We start from the raw sequence: 13,334 nt of genomic DNA on the forward strand, positions 1-13,334 counted from the left end.
CTAGGTTGATTATTATGGTAGAAAAAAATAAAGAACATAATATTTCCGAAGCTGAGTGGGAAGTTATGAGAATAGTGTGGACTTTAGGAGAAATTCACACTGGTGATGTAATTCAGCAACTGCAAGCAAAAAAGGATTGGTCTGAGTCAACTATTAAAACTCTGATGGGTCGCTTAGTCAAAAAGGGTCTGCTAAAAACCCGTAAGGACGGTCGCCGTTTTGTATACTCCGCTACTGTTACGCAGATAGAGATGATGATTCAAGTCACTAATGAAATGATGTGTCACATGTGTGATATGCATAAAGGTAAGGTAATGATAGCAATTCTGAAGGATATGCCTCTTTCTCAAGGTGATATTACCCAGATTGAAAAAGAACTTGTTCTAAAAAAGGAGCATGCTCCTGAAATGGTTAATTGTAACTGTCTGGCTTCGGGTCAACATGTCTGTTAGATTAAACAGTTAATATTTTTTAGGAGGTTAATTAAATGAGAAAATTCGCTAGTATTTTGTTACGGCTAATTTTTGTTGCAGCGGTGGCTGTTTCCGGTTTTCTAATGATAGAGTCCCCGATAACAGTGAATGTGCAAAATGTTCGTGGTCTGGCTCAAACAGTGATCAAAAAGAGTGTTAACAATACAGGTGACTCAAGACTAAAGAGTACATTGAAACTGGCTAAGGACTTTGGTGTTGAAGACAAAATTCTCGAACAATTACCTAAAAAATATCATCATGATATGTCTTATACCAGTTTGTACAATTTAGGTGCAAGTTACCAGGAAAATGGTGAAGTGACGGCTAAAAGTTTATCTTTTCCAGAGAATAATGATGTGCAAAAAGCAGTTAGCAAATTGTTACTAAACAAAATTAACGACGGTTTGAAAGAAAACCAGAATCAGGTTAATCAAAGTATCACTATTTTCCATTATTGCTTTTTTGCCGCAATACTAATTTTTATCCTATCCGCTTTGTTAATATTATTTGGTAAATATTGGGCTGCAATTATTTTGTTAATTGCATCTGTGGGAACCTTTGGAGCATTACAATTCTTAGCTAACCAATTAGTACAATGGCTGGAAAGTAATGTTGCTCAAGGAATTTCGTTAACTGTTTCTCCAGTGCTGTGGGCAGGATTGGCAGTAGGTGTGATAACAGCATTGATTTGGCCATTAGTTTTAAAGCTAACAAAAAAAGAATAAAATATTAATTTTAAAATTAAGCATTACCTAAAAAATTAGGTTAATGCTTATTTATTTTAACGTAACGTAAATACTTATTAAATGTGTGCTAAAATTAATAGTGATTTGAATGTATAAATAAAGGACAAATTAATGTACTACTTTTTAAACAATAGATTAGACGCAAATAGTTCAGGGATAGAGCACGCAGAAGTAAAAAGATTAATGCTTTTTAAACGCAATCACGTTAAGGCAAAAATTGTTATGTCAGAGTTTAATCGCTTTGCACATCGTAATTTACCTTTGTATGGCATGACTGATGATGATTATGTCAATATGTTTGACTTCTTTGCCGGTACGGTAAAGTTTGCTAGTCGCGTTGTCACGATAAAAGATTTACCGATACCAAACTTTAATAAGGTGAAGAAAATCAATAATGGTTATGAAGTGTACGAAGATAATCGTAAAACCATGACTATTAATATGTTGCCTAATGGTAGTGTGGACACGATTAAATATTATAACGGAGATGTCAACTGCATTAAGCAGGACTTTTATGATACTCGTGGGTTTAAAAGCCTAACACAAATTTATGATACAGTGGATGGACATTTAGTCTGTGAATTGTTTTTCCGTCCCGACAATACCATATATTACGAGATTTCATATGAAAAAAGACCGAATTCATATCCAGCAACTAACATTCAATTGACTGATATTCAAGGTGTTGTACACTCACTTATGAATAGTGGTCAAGCCTTTACTATTATGCTTGATGAATTAAACCAGCAGGATGGGGCTGAAAGGTCAACCTTTATCTCTGATCGCAGTAATATTACCAACGTGCCAATGATTAATATGAAAACGCCTGCCAGAAAAATCGAACATTTTCATAATATTCACTTCAGAGACTACTGGGATCCTACTTCACCTCTTACTTACAACTCAATTTCTAATAACGAATTACTCAGTAAAACCGACTTAGTAGTCACTCCTGGAAAACATCAAGCGGATGACATGCGTGAAAGACTAAGAACGCAAGTGCCGATAGTAGCTATACCTGTGGGAATAGTACCAGATGAGCAGTTACATGCAGAGCATATCCCAATGAGTGAGCGTATAAAAGGGAAAATAATAATTGTAGCTCGTTTATTCCATGAAAAACGAATTGATGACGCGATCAAAGCCTTTAATCAAGCTTATCAAAATAATGATACACTTACTCTAGATATTTATGGTTATGGCAATGGCGCGGATAATTTCAAAGAAGAAAACATGCTAAAGAAACTGGTGCGAGATCTCGAGTTGGAAAATGTAGTTCACTTTATGGGTTACACCCAAGATATGGATTATGTTTATGACAATGCTCAACTTTCAATTCTTTCTTCAAGATACGAAGGAGCCCCGCTTTCAATAGTTGAAGCTCAATCACACGGCGTTCCGGTATTTGCATATGATATCAATTATGGTCCAGCAGACTTGATTGCTGATGGTCAGAGCGGTTTTGTTGTGCCAAGTGGTCATATAGATGACTTAGCAGCTAAAATTAGTGAATTCTTTGCTAGTCCAAAATTACGCAGGAAAATGAATGAGGGTGCTTATCAAAATGCTAAGCGCTTTTCCAGTGATAATGTTTGGCGTTACTGGCAAAAATATGTGATTAATACAGATAAATAAATAGCATTTAAAAAGTCACTTTGAAATTCAAGGTGGTTTTTCTTTGCTTTTAATTTATTGCATTTCAAAAAAATGTGAGTTACTATGGTTATTTAGTTAGCTTGCTAACTAAATAACCAGGAGGAATTCGAATGGAAAGAAAATTAGATGCAAAATTAATTTGTTCAATTTTCGCAGCTGGACTGATGTCATTTTCAGGTGTGCTAATTGAAACGGCAGGGAACGTTACTTTTCCAGTTTTAATGAATGATTTTCATGTTAATATGGCCACAGTACAATGGATGACAACGGGCTATTTACTGGTTGCTTCCATTATTATGCTACTATCAGCATATTTAAAAAGAAACTTTAGTTCGAAAAAGCTGTTTGTAATAGCCGCTTCTTTATTTATTTGCGGATTGGTGATCGACGCAGTTGCTAACCAATTTATTTTTTTAGTTATTGGTCGCGTAATTCAGGGCGCGGGCGCAGGAATAGCTATTCCCTTAATGTTTAATATCATTTTGGAAAGGACACCGCTTGATAAACTCGGCCTCCTTATGGGAATAGGAACAATGATTACTGCTGTAGCTCCAGCTTTAGGGCCAAGTTTTGGCGGGTTGGTTGTTAATAATTTAGGCTGGCGTTATATTTTTATCTTTATTATCCCCGTGATGGTAATATCTTTGATCATGGGCTTAACTTCAATAACAAGTCAAACCGAGAGCATTAAGCATACTAGGCTTGATACTACCGGCTTTCTGAGCATTGCTTTAACGTTTATTGGTTTAATTTTTGCTTTTAGCAACTTGTCTACAATTTTACAAAAACCGTTCATGTTTATTTTACCTTTAGCATTAGGAATAATCAGTTTAATCATTTTTATTAAGCACTCATTGAAAACTACTAATCCATTGATTAATATTCGTGTTTTTAAAAACATCAGATTCACTCAAGGAATTACAGCCTACTTTATTTTCCAGATAAATACCTTGGGTTTGTCTTTCATCTTGCCTAATTATGTCCAAATTGTCAACCATTCTACTGCGATGACTGCGGGGCTATTACTACTAACCGGTGGGCTCGTAGGAGCAATTATGTCACCAATTAGTGGCAGGTTACTTGATAACTACGGACCAAAAAAGCCAATTATGACTGGAGCTGTTTTTGAAATAATTGGTGGCATATTATATTGTTTATTTGCTTCATCGTTAACCTCTGGCAAGATAATCTTGTTTTATACCATTACGATGCTGGGAATAGGTTTAGTAATGGGTGATACTATGACGGCTTCTATTGGTCAACTTGACGAAAAAGAAAGTACTGATGGTAACGGTCTGTTCAATATGGCACAGCAATTTGCTGGTGCGGTTGGCACTGCAGTTATTTCAGCCATCATGCAATTCGTAGAGCAGATGAGTAGTCAAAATTCTACTTCTGGAAAATACATTGATGCCGCACAAGTCGGTCTAATTTTTATTCTAATTATTGTCCTTATTGGTGTATACTTACTTTATCAGGCTACAAAACCAGTAAAAGCAAAGGAATGAAATAATGAAAAGATTAGGATTGGCATTGCAGAGAGTACAAAATACGTTTAACCGCAACGCTGATCACTATGCCAGAAAAATAGGTCTTACTGGAACGCAAATGTTGATTATCGAATACTTATCTTCCTTTGCCCAAAATAAGCCAATTTATCAAAAAGACATTGAGCATGAATTCAATATTAGAAAGTCAACGGCTACCAATGTTTTACATTTAATGGCAGAAAAAGACCTAATTACGAAAAAAGTCAATCCACATGACACTCGATTAAAAGCAATCATCCTAACCCCTAAAGCTGTTAATTTAGAACAAAAAATTTCTAACTATGTTTTTCAGTCTGAGAATAGTTACGCTGCAATTCTTGGAACTGAAACTAAAAATGAGTTAGTAGAGAATTTACAGAAACTGAATGACGCTATTTCGGAAAAATAGGATAAATTAAAAACTAGTTATTGTTTTGAGGCAATAACTAGTTTTTTCTTAATTTTTATTATCTTTCGTAATTAGGTGCTTTCTTGGTAATTTGCACGTCATGTGGGTGAGATTCTCGTAAACCAGCATTAGTAATTTTTACAAATTGAGCATTTTCTCGTAAGTCAGCAATTGTAGCGGCACCGACATAACCCATGCCCGAGCGCAGACCGCCAATAATCTGGAAGACAATATCAGAAACATCACCTTTATATTCAACGCGTGCTTCTACGCCTTCAGGTACTAACTTGTTAGCCTCGTTTACTCCGCCTTGGAAATATCTGTCTGAAGAGCCATGAGCTTGGGCCATTGCACCGACAGAACCCATTCCGCGATAAGTCTTAAATTTGTGACCGTCACTTTCGAAAATTTCGCCGGGTGCCTCAGTAGTCCCTGAAAGCATGCTACCAAGCATAACAGCATTACCACCAGCAGCTAGAGCCTTAACAATATCACCTGAATACTTCATACCGCCATCGGCAATTATTGGTTTGTGGTATTCTCTGGCAGCAGTAGCAGCATCATAAATTGCAGTAACTTGCGGAACTCCGACACCAGCTACGACACGTGTGGTGCAAATAGAACCTGGCCCAATTCCAACTTTGACAATATCAACACCTGAATCGAAGAGAGCTCTAGCAGCATCACCAGTAGCGATATTGCCGGCAATAAGGGTAATATCAGGGAAATGTGCCCTAATTTCTTTTATCTTACGTAAAACTCCAGCTGAATGACCATGTGCAGTGTCAATGACAATTGCGTCTGCTCCTTTTTCTATAAGTGCTTCAGCCCGTTCAAAAGTATCACTGGTCACGCCAATCGCAGCAGCGACGAGCAGATGATTATTGTCATCGACAGCTGCTTTGGTAATGTTAGATGGAACAACAACATTTTTGACGTTTGCTACTTCTCCAGCTTGAGCGGTGATTGACATATTTTTATGGATCACTCCTAAGCCGCCTTGCAGTGCAATAGCTATGGCCATTGCACCTTCAGTCACAGTGTCCATTCCCGCGCTTATTATAGGAATATTTAGTTTAAGATTAGGTGCCAGTTGAGTATGTAAATCTACTTCATTGGGTAATACGTGGCTTTCGGCTGGAATTAATAAAACATCATCAAAAGTTAGACCTTCTTTAACAAATTTTGTTGTCCAATTTGACATTTAATGCACTCTCCTTTTTAAAATTATTAAAGTTAAATTGATTACACTTTACTAGTGATTTTGATCTTGGTCAAGATAAAATCAAAAACTATATTGATAAAAGTATAATATTACTTTGAATCTATTTCAACATTAAAAGCGAACAAATATTCTATATTAGTTTTTATTGTAAATAATAAAAGCTAAAATTCTGATTTTTAACATTTTTACATTACTTTATCGTTGGGCATTAGCTATTAAAAATCATTTTTATATATCTTGATATTGTTCGCCTTTACAATAAAATAATAAAGCAATTAAATACTATTTAAAAACAATTAAAACTATGTTAAAATTATTTCTAATGCTGTTGATTAAATATCTATCTAATAATGAGGTTAAACCAATGGCATTGGCAAAGTATGGTGATTTTGTTCAATAAGAGCAATTATTAAAGGACACTTTCCTTTGGTAATTGCCTTTTTGTGCCGGATTTGATAAAAAATGGAGTTTGAAACATGGTCGAAAATGCAATTGAAGTACATGATCTGTCAAAAAAATATGCGGTGGCCACCAGAGGCGAGACTTGGCATGCTATAGCAAAAAATATTTTTAAGCCAGAAAGAACGGTTGTTAATGCCGTTAAATCCTTAAACTTTACTATTAAACCAGGAGAGAAAGTAGGTTTTATTGGACAAAATGGTGCAGGTAAAACTACTACTATAAAGATGTTAACAGGTACTCTTTTTCCATCTTCAGGTTACTGCAGGGTCAATGGCTTTGATCCTACCAAAAGGACTAATGATTTTAAAAAATCAATTTCGGTGGTGATGGGAAACAGGTCACAACTTTTTCCCGATTTAACTCCCAGAGATTATTTAAAGCTCTTACAATCAATGTATGATATTTCTGAAACATCTTTTCAAGAAACAGTTAATAATCTAGCTCGAGTATTAAACGTTACAAGAAAGTTAGATACTCAAACACGTAAATTATCACTGGGAGAGAGGATGAAAATTGAATTTTTAGCGGGTGTAGCCACCAGACCTAAAGTGCTCTTTCTAGATGAGCCTACAATAGGGCTTGATGTTTTGGCAAAAAGAGACATCCGCAAATTCCTTTTGCAACTAAATAAAGAAGAAAAACTGACCGTCTTCTTGACTTCCCATGATATGGAAGATATTGCGACTATCTGCGACCGCTTAATAATTGTTAATCACGGAGAAATTATGTGGAATGGTCAAAAACAGGATCTACTAGATAAATTCAGTAGTAATAAATACATTACTTTTGATAAATCAGAAACTTTTGCTGAGAAGAATATTGAGGGTAAAATAATCAATCAGGATGATTTAACAATTACCATCAAAGTTCCAAATGAAGAAGTTGATGATATGATTGCATTCCTTGCCAAAAACAAGCAGGGTTCAAATTATCAAATAAATGAACTGAAGCTGGAAGACATTATCTTAGAATTATTTGCCGAGGAGAATCAAAAATGTTAAAAACATACCGTGCAGTAAGTAAAATTTCCCTCAAGTCTATTTTAGCGAATAAAAGCAGTGTGGTGATTTTGCTACTGCAAGCTCTTGTGCCAAGTATAGTAATGTTTTATCTGTGGTCTTTAATATTAAATCACGGGCAAACAGTGGGCGGATTTACTAAAAATCAAATTGTTATTTACTACATTGGCGTTAACTTTATCAATTCCTTTGTCTGGTATGCAATTGATTGGGAATTAAATGATGATATTCATTCGGGTGAATTGTCAAACATTGTTCATCGACCAATAGCAATTGAAAAATATTATTTCGCTAAAATGGTTGGCGACCGATTAGCAAATCTACTTCTGCTGGCTCCAATACTGATAATTGGAATATTATATATTCTAGTAAAAAATTTATTGCAGATATCACTGATAGTGCTGTTGGAATTTGCCTTTAGCATTATTATGTCAGCGGTGCTTTGGTTTCTTTTCTCTTACATCATAGGTAGTGTTGCTTATTGGTTTGATAACCTCTTCTTTGTTTTACTAGTAAAAGAAGTGTTGGTAAACTTGCTGGCTGGTTTTTATTTTCCCTTAGAAATCTTGCCGCCTTTTTTGGTAAAAATAACCAAATGCTTACCTTTTCAGTATTTTAGTTCTTTTCCCATAGATACTTTGGTAAAAGGGCTCTCCCTACAATCTTGGCTTAATAATACTGGAATTGAGATTGCTTGGGCAGTTAACTTTTATGTAATTGTACAAATAGTTAATAGAAAAGGGCTTCAGAGATATTCTGATGTAATGGGTTAGATATGAAAAATAAATTTAAACTGATCGGTTCTTTAATCAAGATAGCCTTTTTAGAGACTATTAGTTTTAGGTTGGATACTGTATTTGGTATTATTTCCTCAGTACTTTGGTTGGGTATCCCAATTGCTTTCTTTAAAGTAATTTATTTAAATGTTGACACTGTTGGAGGCTGGAGTTTTAAGGAATGCCTCTTATTAGTTGGGGTTTATACTATGCTAGATGGCTTCCTGATGGCCTTCTTAGTCAAATCGATGCCTAAAATGGAAGCTGATATTAGAGAGGGTACGCTTGATTCGGTGCTCCTAAAGCCAATTAATACTAAACTATTTTATTTTTTAAGTTCCATTGAATTTACTCAACTAATAAATTCCGTTTTGGGACTGGTAGTAATTATTTATGCGTGTCAAGGAATAAAAATTAGTCTTATCCAACTAGTTTGTTTCTTATTTTCCTGTGTATTAGGCTGCATATTGTATTATTCATTATGGTATCTCTGGACAATTTCAGCTTTTTGGTTTCCAACTAATTTTGGCAGAAATGATTTATTTTTAAGTATGATACAAATGAGTCGTTATCCTGCAAGTATTTATCGTGGCCTGGGCAATATAATATTTAATTTTATTTTGCCTTTTGGCCTAGTTGCATGCCCCGCAACAATTATTCTATTAAGGCCAGAAGAATGGCATATTTTGCTACTACAGCTTTTAGTTGCTTTAATATTTGTAGTACTGGATCATGTAATCTGGAATTTAGGCCTCAAGAAGTATGATGGAGCTGGTAGATAGCTAAGTAAACTGTTTTCCATAAAGCTTGCACAGCCGTATAAATTTTTTTAGAATATTCCTGTCAGTTTTTATTTTAAAATATGGGAAAAGGGATAAGCGGTGAAAGACGAACTAGTTACAGTTAGTTTAGATAATGCAGTAGTAAAAAATGCTAAGTTTAATTTGGAAAAATATGGTATTTCAGTTGGTAAATATCTCCAGTTAATGTGCTACTGGCTGCGGAAAATAAAACAGAACTTAAGCAAATAATGTTAGATAAAAATGACCTCACTCAATGGTTAAAGCGATTAGATGCCGATTGATAGTGCTGAAACTTACTGATGTTCTCAGTAAGTTTTTTTTGAGCATTTATGTTTACATTTGTAGATACATAATTTATACTAAACTTAGTTTACAAATGTAGACATTAATAATAAGCTTCATCGGGGAGGAATTATCATGAATAGGATTATTATTTTATGCTTAGGACTCGCACTTATTGCCTTTATCGCATGGTGGTTCTTTGGTAAGCACCAAGTAGCAACAGAAAATGCGTCTGTTAGTTCGAATAAGCAAAGTGTTGATATTGAGGTCAAAGGCGGATATTCTCCAGAAAAAGTTATCTTAAAGAGAGGAGTACCGGCTACCTTAAACTTTAAAAGAACCGATTCTTCTAGTTGCTTAGACCATGTTATCTTCTCAGATTTTGGTATAAATCAAAAATTGCCTCAAGGTAAAACTGAACCGATTAAAATAGATACATCCAAAGCCGGCGAATATGAATGGGCATGCAGTATGAATATGTTTCATGGTAAGGTTATTGTCAAATAGATTGTCAAATAGATAGGGTAAAAGAATGAAAATAACAACACGTTTTTGGACGTCGCTAATATTATCACTACCGATGCTAGTTGAAATGATCATTCATCCTTTTACTGGCTGGATGTTGCCTGGCGGAGAATGGACCATGCTGATAGCAACTACGATTATTATGTTGATTTCAGCCGGTCCATTTGTTTCCAGTGCTTGGTCTGCATTTAAAAAACATCATTCAAATATGGACACCCTGGTTGCTTTAGGGACATCAATAACTTATGTTTATAGCATTTATGCCATGTTTACCGGCAAACCCGTATTTTTCGAAAGTGCGGCTTTAGTCATTACTTTTGTTTTACTAGGGCAGGTTTTAGAAGAAAAAATGCGGTCTACTGCTTCAAATGCTATGGGAAAGTTACTTAATTTAGGCGCAAAAGATGCTCTGGTTAAAAAAGGTGATCATTTTGTCAGTACTCCCATCACTCAGGTAGTTAAGGGCGACTTAATTCAAGTGATGCCTGGACAAAAAGTTCCAGTAGATGGCAAAATTGTTTCCGGCAATTCCAGTGTTGACGAATCTATGGTAACTGGTGAAAGCATGCCGGTTAAAAAGATTAGTGGTGACCAAGTTATTGGGGCAACAATTAATCAAACAGGTTCATTTGTAATGGAAGCTCAAAAAGTTGTCAATGATACCATGTTGGCTCAAATAGTGGCTATAGTAAAAAAGGCGCAGAACAGTCATGCGCCAATTCAAAAATTAACCGATAAAGTTGCCAATATTTTTGTTCCTACTGTTTTGATTATTGCAATTCTAACTTTTTTAGTTTGGTATATTTTTCTCGGTAAAAATATTGCAACTGCTTTAGTTTTTGCTGTTGCAGTAATGGTGATTGCCTGTCCTTGTGCTTTGGGTCTGGCTACCCCAACAGCCTTAATGGTAGGAACTGGTCGTGGTGCCAAAATGGGCATTTTAATCAAAAACGGCGAAATTTTAGAGGCTGCAAACAGCATTGATACTATAGTTTTTGATAAAACGGGAACGATTACCAAAGGTCAACCACAAGTAACAGATATTGTTGGAGATAAAGAAAATGTCCTACAATATGCTGCCAGTTTAGAAAAATTTTCTGAACATCCTCTTGCTCCGGCTATTTTAACTACAGCTAAAAAAGAAAAAATTGATTTTCTACCAGTAGAAGACTTTAAAGTTATTGAAGGGCAAGGTGTGAGCGGCCTTATTAATGGAAAAAAGATTTTGGTAGGCAGACCCAAAGATCGGGATGCAGTTCTTATTTCACCAGAGTTTAAAGCTAAAGCTGCAGCTTTGACGAATGCCGCTAAAACTGTAGTAGCAGTCGTTGTAAATAATAAAGTGTTTGGTTTAATTGCAATTCAAGATGCACCTAAAGAAAACGCCAAAAAAGCAATTTCCGATTTACATCAATTAGGACTTAAAACGGTTATGCTCACCGGTGATAATCAGCAGGTAGCTACGGCGATTGCAAAGCAGGTTGGTATTGATCAAGTAATGGCTGAAGTTTTACCAGTTGATAAAGCTGATACCATTAAAAAGCTGCAGAAAAAGCATCATGTGGCTTTTGTGGGTGATGGGATCAACGATGCGCCAGCTCTTACCCAAGCAGACGTAGGAATTGCCATGGGTTCCGGTACTGATGTCGCAATCGATGCAGGTGGCATCGTATTAATTAAAAACGATTTGGAAGATGTTGTACGCGCTTTGAAACTGAGTCGCAAGACTTTTAACAGAATTAAGTTAAATCTATTTTGGGCCTTCATATATAATGTTTTAGGCATACCAGTAGCTGCTGGTTTATTTGCTGGGGTAGGTCTTACTCTAAGTCCAGAAATTGCCGGCTTAGCTATGGCGTTTAGTTCACTATCAGTTGTTATCAGTTCTGTTTTATTAGGAAAAGCAAAAATATAGCATTATAAAAGTAAAAGGGCAGTTGAATTATATTCAACCGCTCTTTTTTTACTGTGTGAACTTTAATAATGATGTTTTCCTTTGGCTAAAACAGGCTTGATTTGAATAATATAAGCAAAAATACCAATAATAAGCCAAATGAAGGTAATAAATATGCTGTAAGTAAGATTCGCATGACCAGTTTTAATATAAGTAACTGGTTCTGAAAAAGGAAATAATAAAGCAATTGCTTTTAACCAATCAGGATAAGCTGAAATTACAACTAGTACTCCTGATATTAATTGGGCTAAACTACTAAAAATATTCTCCAAAAAATAAGGATCATTCATTTGCCAGGAAATAGCCCAAGATACAAAGCCTAAAGCGCAGCCATAAAGACATAAAAGCGGTAGCATGAGCAAAGCTCGTCCAATAATGTCTAGGGGCGCACCTACTAAGTACAATAGAAAGAGGTTAATTAGTGCTAAAGTGCAGCCTATAATAATGGCAACAATGCACTTAGTAAGCCAATATCTGAAACTAAAAGGCTTTTTGGCAATTAATTCAAAGTCAATCTTTAAATTTGCATCGGTAATCACAGCAGAACAAAATGTCTCAAGAGTAAGTACCGCTGCATCTATTGCAATTGAACTGATGGCAACATCCCAATTAAACTGATTAGAATACTGCATATTGATTAATACTAACAGGGCTAGATTAATCATGGGTGTGATAAAAAAGTAGGTCAGCTTTGTCCGCCAATTATTCAAAAATGAAAGGCCTGAGAACTGTGTAGCAAACATTAGATAATTTTCAGAGCTCCTTTCCTTCTTACCAGGTCGTTAATTTTTCTGACAATAACCACAATTAATACAATCCAAAGAAGTAAACTGCAGAAATAAGAAGACCAGTTGAGGCTTTTATTATGGGATAAAGCAGCAATTGGTGCCGTGATTGGAATAAACCATTGTGATACGTTGGTTAATGGTCCTAAAATGGTATTATTGCCGAATAATCCTGCTAATAATAATATTGGGGTTCCGATTAAACTCTCATAGACCATTGCATTTGGTGACAGAGTTAGAAAAGATGAAATTAAGATGCCCATTACTGAGCACCCGATCCACATTAGAAAAATTAGCAAAATCTGGTCCAGAGAAATTTTACCAGTAGCTGCTCCTAATATTTTGGCCAGAATAAATGCAATCGGAAACGAAAATAGGCCATAGCTCGATGCAGGCAAAAGCAAGGTAATTAAAGAAGCTCGCTCGTCATATTGACTGTTTAGCAAATATGGCAGCGTTCCTTTGTAACGTTCAAAACTAATGCAACCGGCAACGGTTGTACAAGAAGTCCACATGCCAAAAATACCGCTTTGGAGCCATATTTGTGTATTAGCCAAATTATGTGTAGCGTACGCCATAATATATTGCATTAAGAAGATAGAAGTAGTACTTGTGATCGTCAACCAGACAAAATATTGATCTGAAAGATAATCTTTAACATGAAAGAGGAAAAGACGAATAAAACGCATT

General features: G+C 35.5%; 14 protein-coding genes. 11 read left to right on the forward strand and 3 right to left on the reverse strand.

Going from position 1 to position 13,334, the window contains the following annotated elements; all coding sequences use genetic code 11:
- The first annotated feature begins 14 nt into the window (after positions 1 to 14).
- The 5 genes from GYV61_RS00290 (at position 15) to GYV61_RS00310 (ending at position 4,813) form a co-directional block, all read left to right on the forward strand.
- Positions 15 to 452, forward strand: a complete 438-nt coding sequence (locus tag GYV61_RS00290; RefSeq protein WP_174794339.1) for a CopY/TcrY family copper transport repressor — start codon at positions 15 to 17, stop codon at positions 450 to 452.
- 35 nt (positions 453 to 487) lie between these two features.
- The gene (locus tag GYV61_RS00295) at positions 488 to 1,198 is read left to right on the forward strand and encodes a hypothetical protein (RefSeq protein ID WP_174794340.1); all 711 of its coding nucleotides are present in this window, start codon (positions 488 to 490) and stop codon (positions 1,196 to 1,198) included.
- A 132-nt stretch (positions 1,199 to 1,330) separates the two neighbouring features.
- Entirely contained in the window at positions 1,331 to 2,854 is a 1,524-nt protein-coding gene (locus GYV61_RS00300; RefSeq protein ID WP_174794341.1) for a glycosyltransferase, read from the forward strand.
- A gap of 131 nt (positions 2,855 to 2,985) precedes the next feature.
- The gene (locus GYV61_RS00305) at positions 2,986 to 4,383 is read left to right on the forward strand and encodes a DHA2 family efflux MFS transporter permease subunit (protein WP_174794342.1); all 1,398 of its coding nucleotides are present in this window, start codon (positions 2,986 to 2,988) and stop codon (positions 4,381 to 4,383) included.
- A gap of 4 nt (positions 4,384 to 4,387) precedes the next feature.
- Positions 4,388 to 4,813, forward strand: coding sequence for a MarR family winged helix-turn-helix transcriptional regulator (locus GYV61_RS00310; RefSeq protein WP_174794343.1), 426 nt, complete (start codon positions 4,388 to 4,390; stop codon positions 4,811 to 4,813).
- A 58-nt stretch (positions 4,814 to 4,871) separates the two neighbouring features.
- On the opposite strand, the gene guaB is transcribed toward GYV61_RS00310, so the two are convergent.
- Positions 4,872 to 6,017, reverse strand: coding sequence for an IMP dehydrogenase (gene guaB, locus GYV61_RS00315; protein WP_174794344.1), 1,146 nt, complete (start codon positions 6,015 to 6,017; stop codon positions 4,872 to 4,874).
- 497 nt (positions 6,018 to 6,514) lie between these two features.
- Here guaB and GYV61_RS00320 point away from each other — a divergent pair, with 497 nt between their 5' ends.
- The 6 genes from GYV61_RS00320 (at position 6,515) to GYV61_RS00345 (ending at position 11,820) form a co-directional block, all read left to right on the forward strand.
- Positions 6,515 to 7,501: an ABC transporter ATP-binding protein gene (locus tag GYV61_RS00320; protein ID WP_174794345.1), complete on the forward strand. Its 987-nt coding sequence runs from the start codon at positions 6,515 to 6,517 to the stop codon at positions 7,499 to 7,501.
- Entirely contained in the window at positions 7,495 to 8,292 is a 798-nt protein-coding gene (locus GYV61_RS00325) for an ABC transporter permease (protein WP_174794346.1), read from the forward strand. Before GYV61_RS00320 ends, GYV61_RS00325 begins: the two co-directional genes overlap by 7 nt.
- Positions 8,293 to 8,294: 2 nt before the next feature.
- Entirely contained in the window at positions 8,295 to 9,077 is a 783-nt protein-coding gene (locus GYV61_RS00330; RefSeq protein WP_174794347.1) for an ABC transporter permease, read from the forward strand.
- Between the two features lie 99 nt (positions 9,078 to 9,176).
- Positions 9,177 to 9,326, forward strand: coding sequence for a hypothetical protein (locus tag GYV61_RS00335; protein WP_174794348.1), 150 nt, complete (start codon positions 9,177 to 9,179; stop codon positions 9,324 to 9,326).
- A gap of 189 nt (positions 9,327 to 9,515) precedes the next feature.
- Positions 9,516 to 9,887: a cupredoxin domain-containing protein gene (locus GYV61_RS00340; protein WP_174794349.1), complete on the forward strand. Its 372-nt coding sequence runs from the start codon at positions 9,516 to 9,518 to the stop codon at positions 9,885 to 9,887.
- Between the two features lie 25 nt (positions 9,888 to 9,912).
- Entirely contained in the window at positions 9,913 to 11,820 is a 1,908-nt protein-coding gene (locus GYV61_RS00345) for a copper-translocating P-type ATPase (protein ID WP_174794350.1), read from the forward strand.
- Between the two features lie 62 nt (positions 11,821 to 11,882).
- On the opposite strand, the gene GYV61_RS00350 is transcribed toward GYV61_RS00345, so the two are convergent.
- Together GYV61_RS00350 and GYV61_RS00355 are read right to left on the reverse strand one after the other, a co-directional pair.
- Positions 11,883 to 12,602 carry an antibiotic transporter permease gene (locus GYV61_RS00350; RefSeq protein WP_174794351.1) on the reverse strand — a complete coding sequence of 240 codons (720 nt, stop codon included), beginning with the start codon at positions 12,600 to 12,602 and terminating at the stop codon, positions 11,883 to 11,885.
- Positions 12,602 to 13,333: a multidrug ABC transporter permease gene (locus GYV61_RS00355; protein ID WP_174794352.1), complete on the reverse strand. Its 732-nt coding sequence runs from the start codon at positions 13,331 to 13,333 to the stop codon at positions 12,602 to 12,604. Before GYV61_RS00355 ends, GYV61_RS00350 begins: the two co-directional genes overlap by 1 nt.
- Position 13,334 lies beyond the last annotated feature (1 nt).

Source organism: Lactobacillus melliventris, assembly GCF_013346935.1.
Lineage (GTDB): Bacteria > Bacillota > Bacilli > Lactobacillales > Lactobacillaceae > Lactobacillus.